The sequence below is a fragment of the Microterricola gilva genome (genome assembly GCF_004217495.1).
GTDB classification, from domain to species: Bacteria; Actinomycetota; Actinomycetes; order Actinomycetales; family Microbacteriaceae; genus Microterricola; species Microterricola gilva.
This window is the reverse complement of the sequence record NZ_SHLC01000001.1, coordinates 3,274,560-3,294,585: the sequence shown is the minus strand read 5'-3', so window position 1 is coordinate 3,294,585 and position 20,026 is coordinate 3,274,560. Positions and strand designations below refer to the sequence as shown.

23 protein-coding genes are annotated in these 20,026 nt (G+C 66.3%); 12 read left to right on the top strand and 11 right to left on the bottom strand.

Annotated features, from left to right (window positions below):
• Positions 1-101: 101 nt before the first annotated feature.
• The gene (locus tag EV379_RS15265) at positions 102-479 is read right to left on the bottom strand and encodes a hypothetical protein (protein WP_130506886.1); all 378 of its coding nucleotides are present in this window, start codon (positions 477-479) and stop codon (positions 102-104) included.
• A 48-nt stretch (positions 480-527) separates the two neighbouring features.
• On the opposite strand from EV379_RS15265, the gene EV379_RS15260 reads away from it, so the two are divergent.
• The 4 genes from EV379_RS15260 to EV379_RS15245 all read left to right on the top strand — a co-directional run bounded on the left by EV379_RS15260 (position 528) and on the right by EV379_RS15245 (position 5,862).
• A complete protein-coding gene (locus tag EV379_RS15260; protein ID WP_130506885.1) occupies positions 528-2,276 on the top strand; it encodes an AMP-binding protein in 1,749 nt (582 codons plus the stop codon).
• A 379-nt stretch (positions 2,277-2,655) separates the two neighbouring features.
• The gene (locus EV379_RS15255) at positions 2,656-3,384 is read left to right on the top strand and encodes an aggregation-promoting factor C-terminal-like domain-containing protein (RefSeq protein WP_242616406.1); all 729 of its coding nucleotides are present in this window, start codon (positions 2,656-2,658) and stop codon (positions 3,382-3,384) included.
• A gap of 87 nt (positions 3,385-3,471) precedes the next feature.
• A complete protein-coding gene (locus EV379_RS15250; protein WP_242616405.1) occupies positions 3,472-4,125 on the top strand; it encodes a TetR/AcrR family transcriptional regulator in 654 nt (217 codons plus the stop codon).
• Positions 4,126-4,161: 36 nt separating this feature from the next.
• Positions 4,162-5,862, top strand: coding sequence for an MDR family MFS transporter (locus EV379_RS15245; RefSeq protein ID WP_130506884.1), 1,701 nt, complete (start codon positions 4,162-4,164; stop codon positions 5,860-5,862).
• 60 nt (positions 5,863-5,922) lie between these two features.
• On the opposite strand, the gene EV379_RS17560 is transcribed toward EV379_RS15245, so the two are convergent.
• Entirely contained in the window at positions 5,923-6,051 is a 129-nt protein-coding gene (locus EV379_RS17560; RefSeq protein ID WP_278044046.1) for a hypothetical protein, read from the bottom strand.
• Positions 6,052-6,194: 143 nt separating this feature from the next.
• On the opposite strand from EV379_RS17560, the gene EV379_RS15240 reads away from it, so the two are divergent.
• Positions 6,195-6,554, top strand: coding sequence for a hypothetical protein (locus EV379_RS15240; protein ID WP_130506883.1), 360 nt, complete (start codon positions 6,195-6,197; stop codon positions 6,552-6,554).
• A gap of 408 nt (positions 6,555-6,962) precedes the next feature.
• On the opposite strand, the gene EV379_RS15235 is transcribed toward EV379_RS15240, so the two are convergent.
• From EV379_RS15235 to EV379_RS15220, 4 genes are all read right to left on the bottom strand, one after another.
• Positions 6,963-7,406, bottom strand: coding sequence for a MarR family winged helix-turn-helix transcriptional regulator (locus EV379_RS15235; RefSeq protein ID WP_130506882.1), 444 nt, complete (start codon positions 7,404-7,406; stop codon positions 6,963-6,965).
• Positions 7,407-7,684: 278 nt separating this feature from the next.
• Positions 7,685-9,109 carry a sensor histidine kinase gene (locus tag EV379_RS15230; RefSeq protein WP_130506881.1) on the bottom strand — a complete coding sequence of 475 codons (1,425 nt, stop codon included), beginning with the start codon at positions 9,107-9,109 and terminating at the stop codon, positions 7,685-7,687.
• A complete protein-coding gene (locus EV379_RS15225; protein ID WP_242616404.1) occupies positions 9,106-9,783 on the bottom strand; it encodes a response regulator transcription factor in 678 nt (225 codons plus the stop codon). Before EV379_RS15225 ends, EV379_RS15230 begins: the two co-directional genes overlap by 4 nt.
• Before the next feature lie 25 nt (positions 9,784-9,808).
• On the bottom strand, positions 9,809-10,648 hold the full coding sequence (locus tag EV379_RS15220) for a COG4705 family protein (RefSeq protein WP_242616403.1): 840 nt from the start codon (positions 10,646-10,648) through the stop codon (positions 9,809-9,811).
• A gap of 213 nt (positions 10,649-10,861) precedes the next feature.
• On the opposite strand from EV379_RS15220, the gene EV379_RS15215 reads away from it, so the two are divergent.
• Genes EV379_RS15215 through EV379_RS15205 form a run of 3 tightly spaced genes read left to right on the top strand, consistent with a single transcriptional unit; the run spans position 10,862 to position 13,642 of the window.
• Positions 10,862-12,385, top strand: coding sequence for a glycosyltransferase family 39 protein (locus EV379_RS15215; protein WP_165397386.1), 1,524 nt, complete (start codon positions 10,862-10,864; stop codon positions 12,383-12,385).
• A gap of 23 nt (positions 12,386-12,408) precedes the next feature.
• Complete coding sequence (locus EV379_RS15210) at positions 12,409-13,146, top strand: polyprenol monophosphomannose synthase (protein ID WP_130506878.1); 738 nt, start codon at positions 12,409-12,411, stop codon at positions 13,144-13,146.
• Positions 13,133-13,642, top strand: coding sequence for a GtrA family protein (locus EV379_RS15205; protein ID WP_242616402.1), 510 nt, complete (start codon positions 13,133-13,135; stop codon positions 13,640-13,642). Before EV379_RS15210 ends, EV379_RS15205 begins: the two co-directional genes overlap by 14 nt.
• Before the next feature lie 50 nt (positions 13,643-13,692).
• On the opposite strand, the gene EV379_RS15200 is transcribed toward EV379_RS15205, so the two are convergent.
• A complete protein-coding gene (locus tag EV379_RS15200; RefSeq protein WP_130506877.1) occupies positions 13,693-14,283 on the bottom strand; it encodes a helix-turn-helix domain-containing protein in 591 nt (196 codons plus the stop codon).
• A gap of 90 nt (positions 14,284-14,373) precedes the next feature.
• Between EV379_RS15200 and EV379_RS15195 the strand changes: the two genes are divergently transcribed.
• Together EV379_RS15195 and EV379_RS15190 are read left to right on the top strand one after the other, a co-directional pair.
• Complete coding sequence (locus EV379_RS15195; RefSeq protein ID WP_130506876.1) at positions 14,374-15,312, top strand: NAD(P)/FAD-dependent oxidoreductase; 939 nt, start codon at positions 14,374-14,376, stop codon at positions 15,310-15,312.
• Positions 15,313-15,350: 38 nt separating this feature from the next.
• The gene (locus EV379_RS15190; RefSeq protein ID WP_130506875.1) at positions 15,351-15,608 is read left to right on the top strand and encodes a putative antibiotic biosynthesis monooxygenase; all 258 of its coding nucleotides are present in this window, start codon (positions 15,351-15,353) and stop codon (positions 15,606-15,608) included.
• A 21-nt stretch (positions 15,609-15,629) separates the two neighbouring features.
• Here EV379_RS15190 and EV379_RS15185 read toward each other — a convergent pair whose 3' ends face one another.
• On the bottom strand, positions 15,630-16,334 hold the full coding sequence (locus EV379_RS15185) for a winged helix-turn-helix domain-containing protein (RefSeq protein ID WP_130506874.1): 705 nt from the start codon (positions 16,332-16,334) through the stop codon (positions 15,630-15,632).
• Between the two features lie 446 nt (positions 16,335-16,780).
• Here EV379_RS15185 and EV379_RS17555 point away from each other — a divergent pair, with 446 nt between their 5' ends.
• Entirely contained in the window at positions 16,781-16,915 is a 135-nt protein-coding gene (locus tag EV379_RS17555; RefSeq protein ID WP_278044045.1) for a hypothetical protein, read from the top strand.
• Positions 16,916-17,132: 217 nt separating this feature from the next.
• On the opposite strand, the gene upp is transcribed toward EV379_RS17555, so the two are convergent.
• Positions 17,133-17,765, bottom strand: coding sequence for a uracil phosphoribosyltransferase (gene upp / locus EV379_RS15180; RefSeq protein WP_130506873.1), 633 nt, complete (start codon positions 17,763-17,765; stop codon positions 17,133-17,135).
• Positions 17,766-17,828: 63 nt separating this feature from the next.
• Between upp and tadA the strand changes: the two genes are divergently transcribed.
• The gene (gene tadA / locus EV379_RS15175) at positions 17,829-18,299 is read left to right on the top strand and encodes a tRNA adenosine(34) deaminase TadA (RefSeq protein ID WP_207226274.1); all 471 of its coding nucleotides are present in this window, start codon (positions 17,829-17,831) and stop codon (positions 18,297-18,299) included.
• Between the two features lie 28 nt (positions 18,300-18,327).
• Here the strand turns inward: tadA and EV379_RS15170 are convergent, their stop codons facing one another.
• Together EV379_RS15170 and EV379_RS15165 are read right to left on the bottom strand one after the other, a co-directional pair.
• Positions 18,328-19,047: a glutamine amidotransferase-related protein gene (locus EV379_RS15170; protein ID WP_130506872.1), complete on the bottom strand. Its 720-nt coding sequence runs from the start codon at positions 19,045-19,047 to the stop codon at positions 18,328-18,330.
• Between the two features lie 3 nt (positions 19,048-19,050).
• Positions 19,051-20,019 (bottom strand): cation diffusion facilitator family transporter, encoded by a 969-nt coding sequence (locus EV379_RS15165; protein WP_130506871.1) that lies wholly within the window; start codon positions 20,017-20,019, stop codon positions 19,051-19,053.
• Positions 20,020-20,026: the final 7 nt, after the last annotated feature.

The window sequence follows — 20,026 nt, the reverse complement described above, 5'->3', positions numbered from 1 at the left end:
TGAGCACGATTGCACACAGTCCGGGGTCTGGCGCATGCCAGGCCCCGGACTGCTGTCTGCCCCGGTCGACCGGCGATGAGTCTGTCGCGCGGTGACTGTGGTCAGGAGAGCGCGACGATGAGCGTCAACACGGCCAACACCAGGCAGCACGGCGTCATCGTCAGCCGTTCCGAGCGGCTGCGCGAGATCCCATTCATGACAGTGCCGACCACGAAGTAGCCGAAGAGCACCCACGTCCCCACCACGCTCACGGCATCAGGCAGAACCGAGATGACCGAGGCGCGGTCGAGCAGCACCACGGCGAAGAGCGCGTAGAGCACGATCGACACCGCGCTGCCGATGCGCAGCGCGGTAGGGAGCCGCGTGTGCGCCCCGCCCCATGCGAATCGACCCAACGGCGCTCCGGCCGCGAGTGCGCCCTGGAAGACGGCGAGGACGCCGAGGATGACGGTCGCCGCGACCGCTGCGATGACGGGCATGCCTCGACCGTAGCGCCTGGCCGGCCGAATCGACGGCAAGATAGAACAATGGCCGCCAACGACAGCACCCGCGAACACGCCGGAACGACCGCTCTGCGGGCAGCCCGCGACCACCTCCTTGCTCTCCGCAGCGACGGCGAGCGGGCCCGCGCCGAATTCAGTTGGCCGGAGGTCGGCGAGCACTTCAACTGGGCGCAGCACTGGTTCGATGTGCTGGCCGAGGGCAACGACGAGGCCGCGCTCTGGATCGTCGAGGAAGACGGCAGCGAGGCCAGCTACAGCTTCGCCGAGATGCGCGATCGCTCCAACCGACTCGCCAACTGGCTGCGAGCCGAGGGGGTGCGCCCGGGCGACGCCGTCATGCTCATGCTCGGCAACCGGGTCGAGCTGTGGGACTCGATGCTCGCTGTGCTGAAGCTCGGCGCCGTCATTCTGCCGAGCTCGGTTGTGCTCGGCCCGGCCGAGTTGGCCGACCGGGTGGAGCGCGCCGCGGTGCGCTTCATCATCGCCGACCCGACGGATGCCGCCAAGTTCAGCGGCGTGCCCGGCGAGTACCGCGGCATCTGCGTCGGTGCGGGAGAGGCCGGCGCGGCCGCGCCCGCCGGCTGGCTCGACATGGCCGACGCGGCGGCGGCGCCGGCATCCGCGATCGAGAACACCGTCGGCAGCCGGGACCCGGCGCTGATCTACTTCACCTCGGGAACGACGAGCCTGCCCAAGATGGTCGTGCACAGCCACCTCTCGTACCCGGTCGGCCACCTCAGCACGATGTACTGGATCGGCGTGCAACCGGGTGACGTGCACATGGCGATCAGCTCGGCCGGCTGGGGCAAGCACGCCTGGAGCAGCTTCTTCGCGCCGTGGATCGCCGGCGCGACGGTGTTCGTCTACAACTACTCGCGCTTCGATGCCACTGCCCTCGTCGCCCAGCTCGACCGGGCGGGCGTCGCCACCTTCTGCGCGCCGCCGACCGTCTGGCGCATGCTGATCCAGAGTGAGGTGCGCGAGAAGCCGCGCGGGCTGCGCGAGCTGCTCTCGGCCGGCGAACCGCTGAACCCCGAGGTCATCGCCCGCATCCGCGAGTGGTGGGGGCTCGACATCCGCGACGGCTACGGCCAGACCGAGACCACTGCACTCATCGGCAACACCCCAGGAGCGCAGCTGGTTCCCGGTGCGATGGGTCTCCCGCTGCCCGGCGTGAGCGTCGCCATCGTCGACCCGATCACCGGCGCACCGTCGACGAACGGGGAGGGGGAGATCTGCCTCGACCTCGGCACCCGGCCGTTGAACCTCATGACGGGCTACCTCGGCGATGACGCCCGCACCCGCGAGTCGATGCGCGGCGGCTACTTCCACACCGGTGACGTCGCCAGCCGGGCCGACGACGGCACGCTGACCTTCATCGGCCGCACCGACGATATCTTCAAGTCCAGCGACTACAAGGTCTCCCCCTTCGAGGTCGAGAGCATCCTGATCGAGCACCCGGCCGTTGCCGAGGCCGCGGTCGTCGGGGCCCCGGATGCCACACGGCTCAACATCACGAAGGCCTACATCGCGCTCGCCGCCGGAGTCTCGCCCGATGAGGCGACAGCCCTCGCGGTGCTCGCACACGCCCGTGCGTCGCTGCCGCCGTACATGCGGGTGCGTCGCATCGAATTCTTCGAGCTGCCCAAGACGGCTTCGGGCAAGATCCGCCGGGTCGAGTTGCGCCAGCGCGAGGTGGATGCCGCGGACGCCGGCGTGCGCTCGCCGGGGGAGTGGCGCGAAGAGGACTTCCCCGGGCTCAAGCGCGGCTGAGCCCCGCCGGTTGAGCTTGTCGACATCGCGCACACGCCGCTGATCGAGTAGCGAGGAACGAGCGTATCGAGATCGAGGCCGCCGGGATCTCGATACGGCCGCAGGCGGCCTACTCGATCAGCGTGTGGGGCGTCGAAGTCCATGCATATGGATGCTTTGCCCAGCAAAAGATGAGGGTTCGTACATTTTCGTAGTTCAGGCTTGGTGCTTTGCGCCGCCCGGCGCCGCCGCCAAACGAAAAGATTTCTCTCCAGTTATGCAGCCTGATTCGCTCTCGACATCGCCAACCGCCAACCCAACCAGCCCTGCCAAGGCCGAACCCGCGGAACTCTCCCGCCACCGGCTGACCCGGCGCCGTCGCTCGCGTCGAAGGCTGCTCATGGCCGGAGGTGTGCTCGCGATCGGTGCGATCGCGGGCTCGGGATTCGCCATCAATGGCGTCGCCACCCACAACGCCGCCCTGCAGGAGACGGCGGCCCTGAACGCCAGCGCCGCCGACCGCAGCGATCGGGCCGGCGTCTACTCCGGGATCGCAAAGGCGCACGCCGCGAGCTCGGCCAAGGTGACGATCGATGCCGCAGGAGTCACGCTCGCCAGTGCCGAGGGCAAGGTCGACGCGGCGCCGCTCGCGGCATCCGTCGCATCGCTTGAGGGCTTCGAGTTGCTCCCGCTTGACGACGTGACCACGCTCACGAAGCAGACGCAGTCGGAGATCAGCGCCGTGCAGGCCGCCGTGTCCGAGCACGAGGCGGCCATCGCCGCCGCTGCCGCCGCTGCCGCCCAGCTCGCCGCCAACAACACCCCGGAGGGCGCCCGCGAGGTCGCACGCACCATGGCCGCCGAGAAGTACGGCTGGGGCGAGGACCAGTTCGCCGCCCTCGAAAAGCTCTGGCAGAAGGAGTCGGGCTGGTCGTACACCGCCTACAACGCATCCAGCGGCGCCACCGGCATCCCGCAGTCGCTGCCCGGCAGCAAGATGGCCTCGGCCGGCGCCGACTGGGAGACCAACGCCGCCACCCAGATCGCCTGGGGCCTCGACTACATCGCCCGCGGATACGGCAGCCCGTCCGCGGCCTGGGCCCACTCGCAGTCGATGAACTGGTACTAGGTTCCGCCGCACCATAACAGCAGCCCCCGGAGTTCGCTCCGGGGGCTGTTTTTGCACTCTGGGCAAGTTCGTGCATAATTGCACTTTGTGATTGATAGTGCAAAGACTGTGGCGGATGCCCCGGCGCCCGGCCCGCGTGAGCGCCGCATGGAGCGCACCCGCAGGGAGCTCACGAGCAATGCGCGCCGCCTCACCATCGAGCGCGGGCTGCACGGTTTCACCGTCGAGGAGCTCTGCGAGGTCGTCGGCGTTTCCCGCCGCACATTCTTCAACTACTTCGCCGCGAAAGAGGATGCGGTGCTCGGTCACCGCGATGACGGCATCCCCATCGAGCACCTCACCACCTTCATCAACGCCCGACCGGCCGACTGCCAGGGGATCTCACCGAGCCTGATCGACGACCTGATCGCCATGGTGATCGTCACCCTCGAGGAGTTCGCCGCCGACGGCCAAGACATCACGACGCCGGAGGCGGTGATCGCCCGCGAGCCGCAGCTGCTCGGCAAGTTCCTCCGGGAGGGTGCTGAGATGGAGCGGCTGCTCGCCGGCATCATCTGCACACGTGAAGGCCTGCCGGAGGGTGACCCGATCGCCGAGATGGCCGTCGGTGTCGTCAGCGTCATGGTGCGCCGCGCGGCCGGCCTCTACTTCCGCCCCGAGAACACGGCATCCTTCGCCAGCCACCTGCTGAGCTCCGCGGATGCCACCAAGAGACTCTTCGCCGCGACGCTCAGCGCGTAGCCGCGAACGCACACGAACCCCCAACGAAAGAAGCGCATGACCGCAGCAGCGACCGAGCAGCCCCTCCTGCTCACCCAACGACGAATCTGGATCATCTTCTCGGCGCTCATCGCCGGAATGATGCTCTCCAGCCTCGACCAGACGATCGTCTCCACCGCAATGCCGACCATCGTCGGCCAGCTCGGAGGCGTCGAGCACCAGGCCTGGATCACCACGGCCTACCTGCTCGCCACGACCATCGTGATGCCGATCTACGGCAAGTTCGGTGACGTTCTCGGCCGGCGCAACCTGTTCCTGATCGCGATCGCGCTGTTCACGCTCGCCTCGGTCGGTGCCGCCTTCTCCGACAACTTCTGGATGTTCGTCGCCTTCCGCGCCATGCAGGGCCTCGGCGGCGGTGGCCTCATGATCCTCTCGCAAGCGATCATCGCCGACATCGTGCCCGCCTCCGAGCGCGGCAAGTACCTCGGCCCGCTCGGCGCCATCTTCGGCCTCTCGGCCATCGCCGGACCGCTGCTCGGCGGCTTCTTCGTCGACCACATGACGTGGCAGTGGGCGTTCTACATCAACATCCCCATCGGCATCGCGGCCTTCGCGATCGCCTGGTTCGCTCTGACCATCCCCAACAAGAAGGCCACGAAGCGCATCGACATCGCCGGCGTCGTCACTCTCTCGCTCGCCACCACGCTGCTCATCTTCTTCACCGACTTCGGCGGCAGGTCCGACTTCGGCTGGGATGCCCTCGAGACGTGGATGCTCGGTGCCGGCTTCCTGGCCGCGGTCGCCACGTTCATCTGGATCGAGTCGCGCGCTGAGGACCCGATCATCCCGCTCGGCCTGTTCCGCAACCCGATCTTCATCAACGCGACGGCGATCGGCTTCACCCTCGGCCTCGGCATGTTCGCGGCGATCGCCTTCGTGCCGACCTTCCTGCAGATGTCGTCGGGCACCTCGGCTGCGGCATCCGGCCTGCTCATGCTCCCGATGATGGTCGGCATGATGGGTACGTCGATCTGGTCCGGTATCGCCATCACCAAGTCGGGCAAGTACAAGATCTACCCGATCGTGGGCGCGCTCGTGACGGCTCTGACGATGACGGCCATGACCACGCTCGCCGCGTCGACGCCGATCTGGCTGATCTGCGTTTACCTGTTCGTGTTCGGGGCCGGTCTCGGCCTCATCATGCAGGTCGTCGTGCTCGTCGTGCAGAACGCCGTGGACCCGGAGATCGTCGGCACCGCCACGAGCACGAACAACTACTTCCGTGAGGTGGGTGCGTCGCTCGGTGTCGCGATCTTTGGTGCGCTCTTCACGACGCGCCTCTCGGAGAATCTCACGGCGATCTTCACCGCGGCGGGCGCAACGGATGTCGGCAGCGCCACGGCAACGCTCGACCCGCAGACGCTCTCGCAGCTGCCGGAGCCCGTGCGCGACGCGATCGTGAATGCCTACGCCGAGTCGCTGGCGCCGGTGTTCTGGTACCTGATCCCGTTCATCCTGATCGCCTTCGTCTTCGCGCTGTTCCTCAAGCAGATCCCACTCTCCGACCAGGCCGGAATGGTCGCCCGCGGTGAGGCGATCTCCGGAGCGGAGGCCGAGGCGCTGGAGGCCGCCCAGCGTGCAGGCGGGGCCAGTGGCCGCGACGCAGCCGATCTCGTCGGGGCAGGCACCGGCTCGGTGCCGACGCACGACGCATCGGGTGGGCCGTCGGATCCCGGCGACGCCCCGCGGGCGTAACCACCGCAGCACAGACAAGACCGGGGTCGGCGCGCATGCGCCGGCCCCGGTCTGTCGTGTCTAGTGGCCCTTGCGGGGCTTGATGAATCCGGTGTCGGACTTCTCCTCGCGCTTGGCTGCTCTCTTGTCCTTCAGCGAGAGCTGCGGGGCCTTCTTTGCGTTGTTGCCCTTGGGGGATTTCCCGGCCATGAACATCACTCCTTCTCATCGTGCGGTGAGCTTCCGAAGACCATAGCCCATTCCCCATTGGAAAGCATCTCGTATCTGATCAGGAAAAAAAGATCGAAACTTGCTAGGGTGGGCGGTTACGGTTCACGAGAGAGGAGTTCGTTGTGGACGCATTTTTGAAGCAAGTTGAGTCGCTCACCGCCGAGGAGATCGCGCTGATCGCATCAGCACAGGCCGCGGCGCAGCGCACCGCTCGCGGTCCGGCCTATCGCCAGGGCCGGGAGCACGTGGCCCGGCTCGACGAGGGCGGCGCCGTTGCGGCACGCATCGACGAGAGCTTCCTTGCCGCCGTGCGCGAATCCGGGTTCACCGGTGAGAAGGTGCGTGCCCAGTCGGCCGTGCGCTGGGCCGGACTCGCTGCGGCCTTCCGTGCCGAGCTGAGCACCGAGGAGCGCGAGGCGCTCGACTCGGCGTGGCGTGCCGGCTTGGCCGAGGCGCAGGGAGCGCTCGTCGGCAGTCGCTGAATCGGTGCTACCCGAATGGGTGGCGCCGGGTTTATCATCGCAGTGTGCGTTGATCCACCCAGATCGCGCACGCAGTTGACCTGACGCGTCGCCATCGGCGACGTGCCGAGCCACTGTCGCCGACCCGAAAGGCAACAGGCTATGGAGCCCGAACTCCACACGTCAGCACGCGCGGTGACCGCGCGCGCCTGCCGCGCGCAGCATTCCCCATTTCCGTCTGACGTTCGACGGAGCGGACTGCCCGCAGCCTCTCGCCCCTGGGCCGGGCACCGTTCACCCTCGGTGATGCGGTGTGTTCGCGCTCGGCAGGCAATGTTCGGGTCGCCTGTTTGAGAGGCATCCTGCGAGGGACGCCGCAATGGGGCGGGGGGTAGGGCCTCCGTCCCATTGTCATGCCCGCCGGCGGGTTCAGGCGGTGGTGCCGTTGCCCCGCAGTTTGTCGCAGAGTGCGGCCAGCTGGGCCATCTCACTCGAATCGAGCGCGCCGCCGACTCGGCGGGTGATCGAGTCCATGTGTGAGACGGCGACCTCGCGGAACAGGGCGTAGCCGGCATCCGTCAGCACGATCACGGCCCCGCGGCCGTCATCCGGGTCGTGCTCCTTCTCGAGCAGCCCGCGGGCGCACATGCGGTCGACGAGACGGCTGACGCTCGGCTGGGTGAGCAGCATGTGCCGGGTGAGTTCGCGCAGGCGCGAGCGCCGCCCCGGCTGTCTGCTCAGGCTGAACATCACGTCGTACTCATTGAGTGAGATCTCGCGCGAGGGGAACTCGGCCGCGAGGGTGCGCATCACGCTCACCTGGGCACGGAAAAGTGATTCCCACGCGGCGACTGCCTCTGTTCTCTGGCTCATTGCGCCTCCCCAGCCTAAGAATAGGCATTCGGGGCGGTTAACGTGACTGAGGGCCGGTCGTTGAGGCTAACGACCGACCCTCTCCCTTTGCACCAAGAGTGTCCTGCAATCACATTCTGCGCCAGCTGCCACAGCAAACAACTGGCGCTCTTTGAATATATAACGAAGCGGTAACGAACGCTAGTTATCTGATCGTTATTTTTCTGCGAGTTTGTCGAGGGGCGGAACTGGCCCACTCCGTGGCCATGTCACCCGAGTTGTCGCCCGTCGCCGACGTCCTACCGGGAAGGTGAATCATCCTGCCGGAGCGCGCGAAGCGTAATGCTCACGTCCACACCGGTCCCGAAGTGATTCGAGAGTTCGACTTCGCCGCCGGCATTCGTGACGATCGCGGCTACTATCGCGAGGCCGAGACCCGCCCCGCCGTGGGCACGCGATTCGTCCTCGCGGGAGAAGCGTTCGAAGGCGCGAGCCTCGAAATCGGGGGCAAGGCCACCACCGGTATCGCTCACCGTAAACGTCACCGTGTCGCGCGCTTCGCCGGACTGCAGCATCCGCACTTCGAGGAGCCTGGGGCTCAACGGCGCGTCACTGGCTTTCATCGCCTGCAGCGAGTTGCTGCAGAGATTGTCGAGCACTCGACCAAAGTCCTCGGCGCGAATAGGGAAGCGGGCCGCGTTGGAGTCTTCCGCCGCGCCTTGCCTTGAGCCCGATGGCCCGAGAAAGCTGACATGAATGCCGCTGTCCGCGGCGCGAAATGCTGCACGCTCCACGGCATCTATTGCCTCGCCTTCGAGCTCCGCCGCCGTTGAGGTGCCGCGAGCGGAGGCCGCCTCGTAGCTGGAGAGTTCCAGCAGCGAGGTGACGAGCGTCGAGAGTCGCGCGACGTTGCGTCTGGCGCCCTCGATGTCTTCGACCAGCTGTTCCACAGGGGCGGAGGTGTCTGCCGCGAGCTGAAGCTGGGTGGTGAGGATCGCAATCGGAGTTCGTAGTTCATGGCTTGCGTCTGCGACAAGTTGGCGTTCGCGGCTGGCCGATGCACGCAGTCTGGTGATGAGCTCATTGAGCGTGGCTGCGAGGTGGGAGATCTCATCGTTCGCGGTACCGACTGGAAGCAACTCACCGGAATCGGCGGCGCTGAGTTTCTGCGCGCTGAGCCGCAGCTGTTGCACGGGGGCAAGTGACGCCGAGGTGAGCAGCCATGCGGTGACACCGACGCCGAGTGAGATGACAGCGAGGCCCACGATGAGCAGCATGCGCATCTGCCCGAGGACCGTCACTTCCTGCACGTCGCTGCTCGCTGCCACCACGTGCCAGGTTTCTCCATTGAGTTCGACCGGCGTTACCAACACAATGAATTCGGCGGTGCCAACGTGTACCGCCGTGGCTCCCGGATGCTGGGTCAGCGACGGAAGCCGAGCTGAGATGCTGTGAGGCAGAGTGTTGAGTGGAGTGCTCCCATCCGGCGCAACCACTGCTACATGCTGGGTGGGGCCTGGGCTGTCGAAGGGTTCTGAAGGCTCGGTGCTGAGCGCCACTACGTACGGTGCGCTCTCGCTTTCCAGCACGGCGACAGTGCCCTCGCGCACAATACGTTCGATCTGCGAGTTGAGGATGATCCCCGCAACGATCGACATCAGCACGGCGATGATGAGGCTGCCACCCGCTATGCGCGTGCGGATCGCGAGGTGACCGCCCATCATTCTGCGCTGGTACTCAGCGAGAACCCCACGCCACGCGTGGTCACGATCCGGACTCCAGCCGCGCTGCTCTCCAACTTGCGACGCAGGTAGCTCACATACTGGTCAACGATGTTGGGATCGATATGGTCACTGGTTTCCCATACCTGGTCGAGCAGCACGGCGCGGCTCACCGTCTCCCCGTTCTGCAGCGCGAGGGCTCGCAGCACATCGAACTCGGTGCGGCTGAGAGCGAGTTCACTCTCGCCGATTCGCGCGCGGTGGCGCTGGAGGTCGAGTGTGAGATCACCCACTTCAATACGTGCCGGATGGTGCAGCGCATCTCGTCTGCGCACGGCTCGGATTCGTGCAGCAAGCTCGGCAATGTTGAAAGGCTTGACCATGTAGTCGTCTGCCCCGGAGTCGAGCCCGCGTACCCGATCATCGATGGAATGGCGTGCGGTCAGGAGGATCACGGCCATCGTGGCGTCGTGGCTCTTGAGACGTCGGCTGAGTTCGAATCCCGACATGCCTGGCAACATCACGTCGACGATGGCCACCTCGAAGTTACCGCGGACGACCTCGCTCATTGCGGCGATACCGTCGGGAGCCTCGGTCACGTGGTGGCCCCCGGCCCCTAGTCCTCGCGCCAGCAACGCCGTCATCTCTGGTTCGTCATCGACAACAAGAATTCGCACGCTGCACCCTCCTGATGCTCACACGCTACACCGCACCTTCGACGTCGATGTCGCCGCGGCCCGATGAATGATCTGTGGCCGGCGAAAGGCGTCGACTCAGTTTCGTCGCGCCCAGCAGTGAACGTTGGCCGCGAATCTTCACGGTGAGGTATCCGACCAGGGCGACGATGACGACGAGGAAGATGGCGCTCGTGACCGTTGTGCCCAACCCCATGCCTCCGTCCGACGGCGCCTGCGAAGCAAGATCACCGAGGGAGGCCCCGAGGGGCCGAGTGAGCACGTAGGCGATCCAGAAGCACAACACCGCATTGGCTTTGAACGCGAAGAACGCCACGGCGACGACCGCGATGGCGACGGCGAACAACACCGCGGAGACCAGGTAGCCGAGCCCCAACGCCTCGCCGAGGAGGTCACCGACCGCCGTGCCAAGTGCAAAGGTGAACAAGATCGCGAGCCAGTAGAAAGCTTCCCGCCTCGGTGTCACGATCGAATGGATCGAAAGCGTCTTCTCGCTGGAGTACCAGGCTGTGAAGGTAGCGGCGAGCAACGCCGAGAAGGCCAGGGTGGAGGCCAACAGCGGTACTCCTGCGACATCGGTGAGGTTGTCGGTGATGAGTGTTCCAACCACGCTGATGAGGACAACCGTCGACCAATATGCGCTCGGAGAATAGCGCCGCGTGGCGAACTGCACGGCCAATGAAATCAGGAAGAGCGCACCGACAACCAGGGAGGTCATCGCGAGGCCCAGGCCCAGTTCACTGTTGAGGTAGTCGGCGGCCGTTTCGCCCACGGTGGTGGAGAACACCTTGATGACCCAGAACGCCAAGGTCACCTGGGGCACCTTGCTGCGGAGCAGATCGCTCACGAGAGTCGAACTCAGAGAATTTGTCATGCGCTTCACCGTGGAGGCGATAGCTGCGACGATGCTGGGCCAGCGAGACAGGAATCCTGAGCGACTTCACAGAATCATGTCCATGAATGCCTTTCTGTACGTCCTCTCAGGAAACTTCGGCCGGCTCCCACCGACGGCCCAGCCCGCACTCCCACGATGGTGAAAAGCCCAGGAGAAGGGGCAGACATGGTCACCACGACCCTCTTCGCGTCTGGTCGGGGCCCCGGGCCCGATAGCCCAGAAGCAAGCGATGGGCGAGCGAAGCGCGCCCGCCTCGCAGCGGTGGGAGTCGGCGCGCTTGCTGCGAGCATTTCGCTCATTGGCATCGCCACGCCGTCCTTCTGGGGTGATGAGGCCGCCAGCGTGTTGACCGGATCCCGCTCGCTGCCGAGCCTCTTGGGCGTCCTCGGTCACATCGACGCGGTCCATGGCGTTTACTACGTCTTCTTGCATCTCTGGATGCAGCTGTTCGGCACCTCAGAAGTCGCGGTGCGCGTCCCCAGTGCGATCTCCGTCGGGCTCGCCGCAGCCGGAATCGTCGCACTGGGGCGACAGCTGTTCTGGACGCGCACCGGCGTGTTTGCGGGTGCCCTCTTCGCCGTCCTTCCGATTGTGACCAGAATGGGCATCGAGGCGCGCTCCTATGCCATGGGCATGGCGGCCGCAGTGTGGATCACTGTTGCACTGATCGCCCTGATCCGGCGCAACGAGTCACGCAGGCGGTTCTGGGTTCTCTACGCCGTCGGGCTCGCCGCCAGCGTCTACCTCTTTCTCTTTCTCGTGTTGCTGGTGCTCGTGCACCTGGCTGCGGTGATCGGCCACCGCGCCCCTCACGCTGTGTGGCGGCGCTGGCTGCGCGCGCTGCTGCTCGCCGTCCTTCTCATGCTCCCCATCCTGGTGCTCGGCTTCTTTGAACGAGAACAGATCGACTTTCTGGCACATCGCAACTACGCGACGGCCCACTCGGTTCTCGTCGGGCAATGGTTCGGTACGCCGCTGTTTGCCCTTCTCGCGTGGCCGCTCATTGCGCTGTCCATCGTTCTCCTCCTGCGGCGGGGAAGTAGCGATCGCGCGGCCGGGCTGGTGCTGACTGCCTGGCTGATCGCACCGACGGCGCTGCTGCTTGCCGCCAACGCGTGGGTGACTCCGGTCTACAATCTGCGCTACCTCGCATTCTGTGCCCCAGCGGTCGCTCTCCTGATGGCCAGGGGCGTCGAGGCGCTTCTCTCGCGAGTCCGTTCCGTCCACATCCGCTCGCTCATCGCCGTGGTGATTACCGCCTCACTCGTCGCTGCGATCACTCCCGGCTACCTCGCCCAGCGCAGCCCATTCGCCAAAGACGGCGGCAGCGACCTGCGGCAGACGGCGCAGCTCGTCGCGTCCCATGCGACCCGCGGCGATGCGGTGGTCTTCGACCAACAGACCAAACCGTCGCGTTCACCCCGGCTGGCCATCGATCTCTACCCGAAACTGTTCGCAGGGCTCGACGACATAGGGCTCGTCGCTCCCTTCGCGCAGCGCGACGCGCTGTGGGATCAGGTCATACCGGTTGCGGAGCTGGGTGACCGATTGGCGTTCCACCCGACCGTGTGGGTCGTTGAACTTGGTGCCGGACATCCCGATGTGAACGCGCTGCAGGGGCGCGGATACGCCCTTCAAGCAACCTTCCCGGTGCATCGGATGGTTGTCTACAAACTGAGCAAGGAGTGATCGTGTGTCGAACAATTGTGGTCATGCCCACCTACAACGAGTGCGCAAACATCGAAGCAATAGCGAACCGATTGCGCGCTGCCTCTCCCGACACTGAGCTTCTGATTGTCGACGACGACTCCCCGGACGGTACCGGCGAGCTCGCCGATCGCATCGCGGCTCGTGACGAGCTCGTCCACGTGCTCCACCGCAGCCAGAAGAACGGACTGGGCGAGGCCTACCGTGCCGGCTTCGCATGGGCGTCATTGCACGGTTGCGACGTGATCGTCGAGATGGATGCCGACGGTTCGCACAGGCCAGAGCAACTGCCGGGCCTGCTGGCCGCTCTCGAGAACGCGGACGTTGTCGTCGGTTCCCGCTGGGTTGCCGGTGGGGAGGTGGTTGGCTGGCCACTCTCCCGCCATCTGCTCTCGCGTGGTGGCAGCGCCTACGCGCGCGTCGCACTCGGCATCCCGCAACGCGACGTCACCGGCGGATACCGGGCGTATCGAGCTGAGGCCCTGACGGCGTTGCTATCGAGCAGTCAGATCAGCCACGGCTATGGCTTCCAGGTTGAGCTTCTCTGGCGTGCGGTGCGATCCGGGCTTCGCGTGACCGAGGTGCCCATCAGCTTTGCCGAACGCCAACTCGGCGTCTCAAAAATGAGCGCAGGCATTGTGCTCGAAGCAATGCTGCTGGTCACCCGGTGGGGATTGACGTCGATCCCCGAACGACTGCGGCGCAGCCCGACCACGCCGGAGACCGACCATGTACATGCCTAGTCAGGTTGTGGCGTCGCCTTCGCAGCTGGGTCTGGCGCGGAGAACGCTGTTGCATCAGTTGCTGAGCTTTGCCGTGATCGGTGGCGCTGGCTTCTTGCTCGACGTTGGTGTGTTCAACCTGCTCAGCCTCACCGTATTCTCCGCACACGTTGTGTCCGGGGGTCCGCTCTACGCCAAATCCACCTCCACCGTGGTCGCGATTGCAGCCAATTGGATCGGCAATCGATGGCTCACATTTCGCGAGAGCAAACGATCGGAGGCCGTGCGCGAGGCAATCGAGTTTGGAATGGTGAGTCTGGCGGGCGGTGCAATTGCTCTTCTCTGCCTCTGGATATCGCACTACGCGCTTGGGCTGCACTCCTCAGTTGCCGACAACATCTCGGCCAACGTCGTCGGGCTGCTGCTCGGCTCCACATTCCGATTCGTGGTCTACCGAAATTGGGTATTCAATGCCAACAGGACTGCGTCCGTTGCCCCCTCGCCTCCGGGCGGCTGAGCTCAATCGACAGGTCTCTCAGGCCAAACTCGCGCTGACAATGCGGCCCATCAGTGCGCGGTTCCCGTGCTGCGGGCGCGCAGGTGAATGCGCTCACCCTGTTTGCCGAACATGCTGAGGATCTCGACCGGGCCGGATCCCGTCGATCCGAACCAGTGTGGATTCTGGGTGTCGAACTCGGCGGCCTCACCCGGCCCGAGCACGATGTCGTGCTCGCCGAGCACGAGCCGGAGCCTGCCGTGTAGCACGTAGAGCCACTCGTGGCCGCCGTGCGTCTTGAGGTCGACGACCCGCTCCGACGACGGGATCTCGACCTTGTACGCCTGCGGTTCGCCCTGGTGTTGCGAGAGCGGAGTGAGCACCCTGCCGTCCGCGCGCGTCGATGTGCGCTGTACCCGCGGGTCCTCGATCCGTGGCGCCGTCACGATCTGATCGAGCGGAACGGCCAGCGCCGCCGCGATCGGCAGCAGCAGCTCCAGGCTCGGCTTCCTCTGCCCGGATTCGAGCCGGGACAGCGTGCTCTTCGAGATCCCGGTCGCGGCCGCGAGCTCATCCAGGGTGAGGTTCTTCTTTTGCCGGATGCGGCGCAGGCGCGGGGCGATCTGTTCCAGCTCGGCGGTGACTCGGAGGGTCGCACTCATGGCCCCATCGAATCAGCCTGTTCCTGTTTTGGCAACAGGAGTCCCAGTCTGGGCTCTGCCGCTGTCATCGTGGGTGCGGAGGTGGTGACCATGACAACGACAACACACCACGATGTGATCATTCTCGGGGCGGGTGCCGCTGGCCTGAGTGCCGGGCTCGTACTGGCACGGGCCCAGGCCCGGGTGCTGCTTCTCGATTCCGGCGAGCCGCGCAATGCCGCGGCACGCGAGATGCACGGTTTCCTCTCGCGGGACGGCATGCCGCCTGCCGAGTTGGCCGAGGTGGGCCGCCGTGAGGTGATGGACGCGGGAGGAATCGTGCGCGCGGGCTCGGCGGCCGCGCTCGCGGGCGACGCCGACCATGGCTTCACCGTGACGATGGCGGATGGCTCCGTCGCCACGGCGCGAGCGGTGCTGGTCGCGACCGGGCTGAGCGACGAGATCCCCGACATCCCCGGCGTGATGGAACGGTGGGGCACCCTCGTGCACCATTGCCCGTACTGCCACGGCTACGAGGTGCGCGGTCAGGCGCTCGTCGTGATCGGCGGCGCGGCCAGGGCCATGTCGATCAAACAAGCCGGCCTGCTCCGCCGGTACAGCGATCGCGTGAGCTTTGTCAGCAACGGCATCGAGCTGACGGATGCCGAACGCGCCCGGCTCGAATCCTTCGGGGTGCAGCTCGTCGACGGCGTCGTCGCGACGTGCCTCGGTCGACCGGACACGCTCGACGGGGTCGCCCTCGTCGATGGACGCGCCTTCGCCTGCGACGCGGTGTTCGTCGCACCCGTGCCCCGCGCACACGATGCGCTCCTGCGCTCCCTCGGCTGCGCAGAGGACGAGGCAACCGGGCTCGTCGCCGTCGATTCCGCGGGCCAGAGCAGCGTTCCCGGCGTCTGGGCCGCAGGCAATGTGGTCACGCCGGGAGCCCAGGTGATCAGTGCTGCCGGTGCAGGCAGCACGGCCGCCATCGCCATCAACGGCTGGCTTCTCGAGAAGGACCTCGACCTGGCATCCGCCGCCCGGCTGTAGCCGGACCCGCCCTCAACACTCAACGACAGGAACCCACCATGACTCAGAACATCTCCGGGACGGCCCCGGCCGGAACCCAGCGCCCACCGTCTGTTCACGCGCGGGCGCTCATCACCTGGCTGGCGATCTTCCCGCTCGTCAGCATCGGCTTCTACGCGATCGAGCCGTTCGCGGGCGACTGGAACCCGGTCGCCCGCGCCTTCGTGCTCTCGATCGTCGTTGTGCCGCTTGCCGTGTACCTCGTGGTTCCGCAGCTCATGCGCGTGTACCAGGGCGTCAGGCGGCGCCGCAGCTGAGGACTGGAGCGGAGGCTGGGCCTAGAAGAAGTCGGGGCTGGGGGTCGATGCCTGGCGGATCGACACGTCGGCGTGACGGTCGAAGCGGTAGCCGACGCCGCGCACGGTGCGCACGATGTCCTCGTAGCCGCCGAGCTTGGAGCGCAGACGACGCACGTGGACGTCGATGGTGCGCTCGTTGGGCACCTCGTCCTCATCGGCGTTCCAGAGCGAGCTGATGAGCTCTGCGCGGTCGATCGTGCGGCCCTCGCGCAGCACGAGGTACTGCAGCAGCTCGAACTCCTTGTAGGTCAGCGCTGCGGCGTCGCCGTCGAGCAGCACACGCTTGCGGCTGATGTCGACGATCACGCCGGCCGGGTGACGGTCGGCGTCCGATTCGTCGAGCTGACGGTGCTTCGCGAGCGCAGCCGGGTCCTGCAGCGCGAGCCGCACGACGTCGACGTCACGTCCGCCTGCACCGGCGGGGGCCAGGGCGACGGCGGCGTATGTCTGCGCGCTCGGCGCGATCTCGCCGGTGAGTTCCTTGATGGCCTCGACGATGCGGTGCAGGCTCGTGCCTGCCGCGGCGGCCTTGGCCTCGTCGAGTCCGACGTAGAGCACGAAGCCGCGGGCCTCGGTTCCCTCTGGAACGGCGCGGATGCGCGGTGCGGGGCTCGGCGCCGGAGCCAGGCTCAGTGCGGGGCGGGTGGTCTGGGCGGGAGCGGGGGCGAGCTGTGCGATCGACATGAGGGGTCCTTTGGATGATGTGAGGCTGGGGAACCCCGAGCGGATACGCTCTCGCCGCCGGCCTCAGAGCGAGGGTCGGTCAGCGGTCGACGGATGACGTCGAGCTGGAGGTTCGATGAATGTGCAGCGCTGCTGCTGGCGTTCTGACGATCAGATGTCAGCGCCGGGGAGAAGCTGTCCGTGTGCGGGGCTTCGGAAGGTCGTCTGCTGGGCTCTCGGCCCGGTCAGTGCGATCTCGGCAATGGTTCGCGGATCAGCGGCACATTCGACAACACATAGCTGCACCACCGGGCATCATCATCCCGGTAGTCCTCTGGGCCTCGGGGGAGGTCAGGGGGTGAGCGTTCGTTGTCATGTGCTGTAGTCAACAGAGTGTTACGGCGGGTGTCAATTCAGTGACGCAAAAAGTCGCAATTCGTCATGCATAGCGTGCGCTCGCGCAGCGCATGGGCGGCACGATCCATGACGGATCGCCGATTGCTCGCATGATTCTCGACCGAAACGAATTTCATCGGATATTCGTGAAAGAAAGCGAGGGCGGCGCGTCGCTCGTCGAAGAAGCTTCGCGCATCGCGGGGTGAACCCCGCACGCCCAGCTGTGCGCCCGGCCGTGTGCACGGCGGGTATGCAGACGGCAGCGCGCCGGAGCGCGCTGCCGTCTGTGATTCGAAGTCTGTGATTCGAAGTCTGTGATTCGAAGTCAGTGAATCGAAATCAACGACTCGAGGTCAGTGAATGAGGGTCAGAGGGTCAGAGGGTCTGACTCAGTTCGTCAGACCAGGGGATTTGGGGCGTGGATCAGACCGTGCCGTAGAGGCGGTCACCCGCGTCGCCGAGTCCGGGGACGATGTAACCGTGCTCGTTGAGACGCTCGTCGAGCGCGCCGAGGACGATGGTGACCTCGCGGCCGGCCATGGCCGTCTCGACGGCCTCCAGGCCCTCCGGCGTGCCCAGGATGCAGATGGCGGTGATGTCCTTGGCGCCGCGTGCGAACAGGAACTCGATCGCTGCGGCGAGCGAACCGCCCGTGGCCAGCATCGGGTCGAGCACGAAGCACTGGCGGTCGGAGAGGTCCTCTGGCAGGCGCTCGGCGTAGGTCGTCGGCTCCAGCGTCTCTTCGTCGCGTGCCATGCCGAGGAAGCCGACCTCAGCGGTCGGAACGAGCTTGACCATGCCCTCGAGCATGCCGAGCCCCGCGCGCAGGATCGGAACGATCAGAGGCTTCGGGTCGCCGATCCGCACGCCCTCGGTCTCGGCGACCGGGGTCTGGATGGTGACGGGCTCGACGCGCACATTGCGCGTGCCCTCGTACGCCAGGAGGGTCATGAGCTCTTCGGTGAGCGAGCGGAACACCGGCGATGGGGTGTTCTTATCGCGCAGCACCGTCAGCTTGTGCGTGATGAGCGGGTGGTCTGCAACGTGGACTCGCATAGGCTCAATCCTAGTTCGGCCATGCCCTCCTGTGAGGCGCAATCCGTCGTTCCGGAGGAGATCATGAGTCAAGGCACCGAGCACAGCGAGTGGATGCAGCGCGCCATCGCCGAAGCGGAGGCGGCGCTGGCCACGGGAGACGTGCCCGTCGGGGCCGTTCTGATCGATGACACAGGCGCCGTGATCGCCACCGGACGCAACGAGCGCGAGCTGCTGAGCGATCCGACGGCGCACGCCGAGATCGTGGCGATCCGCTCGGCCACGACCGCGCGCGGCGACTGGCGGCTCGAGGGGTGCACCCTCGTCGTCACGCTGGAGCCGTGCGTGATGTGTGCAGGCGCGATCCTGGCCGCGCGGGTGCCCGTCGTCGTATTCGGCGCGTGGGACGACAAGGCGGGGGCATCGGGCTCGGTCTACGACGTGCTGCGCGACCGCCGGCTGCAACACCGCGTCGAGGTCTTCGCCGGGGTCGAGGAGGCCGCATGCGCCGCGATGCTCACCGACTTCTTCGCGGATCCGGCGAGGCGCCCCTAGCGGCGGCGATCCTGCCTCGCTGAGCGCGTCACCGGGCGGTGGGGAGCCCGTCGAGGTACTCGCCGAAGAGCTTGCGCGAGGCCAGCTGCATGGCTGCATTGTGGCGGGCGTTGTCGGCCCGGAGTGCCTCGGCGTCGATGCCCTCTGCGATCAACTCGCCCGCACTGGCATCCACCCACTGTTCGTGCATCTCGGCGGTGACCTCGGGATGGAACTGCACGGCCAGCGCCCAGTTGTCGATGCCGAAGGCCTCGTTGTTGTACGCGCTCGACCCGGCGAGGCGGGTGACGCCGGCCGGCAGCTCGAAGGTGTCACTGTGCCACTGCATCACGGGCACGCCCGCGATGTGGCGGAGCGGCGACTCGGCGCCCTCCGGTGTCGGTTCCACGCTGCGGTAGCCGATCTCGTTGCTCTCGCCCTTGAAGACGCGGCCGCCGAGCGATTCCGCCATGAGCTGGGCGCCGAGGCACACCCCGAAGACCGGGCGCTCGGCGTCGATGCGCGCGCGGATGAGGGCGATCTCGTCGACGAGGTACGGGTGCTCCTCGCTCTCGTAGACGCCCATGTCGCCGCCGAGCACGATCAGCAGGTCGGCCGCGGCGGGATCGATGGCGTCGAAGTCCGCGCCTGGCGTGTCGACGACGACGACCGAGTAGCCGTGCTCGGCCAGCACGGGCAGCAGATTGCCCAGGTGAATCGTCTCGTCGTGGCGCAACACAAGGGCGGTGCGGCCTGCGGTCTCACTCATGGCTTACTCGAGTCCCTTGATCACGAAGGTGTCGGTCGGCGGGTTGGGCCCGTTGAACTTCGAGTAGACGTCCGGTTCGAGGTAGATGACCCTGGCAATCGGCACGGCGACGCGGATGCGAGCCTCGATGGCGTCGATGCCGGTGGCGACATCGGCGAAGCGCTTCTCGGCCGAGAACGCGATCTTGGCTCCGACCATGAGCTCATCCGGGCCGAGGTAGAGCGTCTTCATGTGGATGATGCCCTCGTGCTCCGTGCCCGCGAGGATGGCGTCCTCGATGGCCACGGCGTCCGCCGGGTTCGCGCCCTCGCCCACCAGCAGGCTCTTGGTTTCGATGCCGAGAACGATCGCCACGGCGATGAGGAGCAGACCGATGAACAGCGTTCCGACAGCGTCGTAGACACCGTTCCCGGTAATGGCCGTCAGACCGACACCGATGAGGGCGAACACCAGACCGACGAGAGCGGCCACATCTTCCAGAAGTACGACGGGCAGTTCCGGCGCCTTGGCGTGGCGGACGAACGCGACCCAGCCCTGCTTGCCGCGCACGTGGTTGCTCTCTTTGACGGCGGTGCGCAGCGAGAACGATTCCAACACGATCGCAATCAGCAGCACGACGATCGGCAGCCACCACCACGCCGGGTCGAGCGGGTGCGGATCCTGCAGCTTGCTGAAGCCCTCGTAGAGCGAGAACACGCCACCGACGGAGAACAGGATGATCGAGACGACGAAGGCGTAGACGTAGCGCTCGCGGCCGAAGCCGAACGGGTGCTCGGCGTTGGCCTTGCGCTTGGCCTTGCGGCCGCCGAGCAGCAGGAGCAGCTGGTTGCCGGCATCCGCGACGGAGTGCACGCCCTCGGCAAGCATTGAGGACGAACCCGATAGGGCCGCCGCAATGAATTTGGTGATTGCGATTCCCGTATTAGCGAGGAAGGCCGCGATGATCGCCCTGTTTCCACCCGATGCACTCATGGAGCAA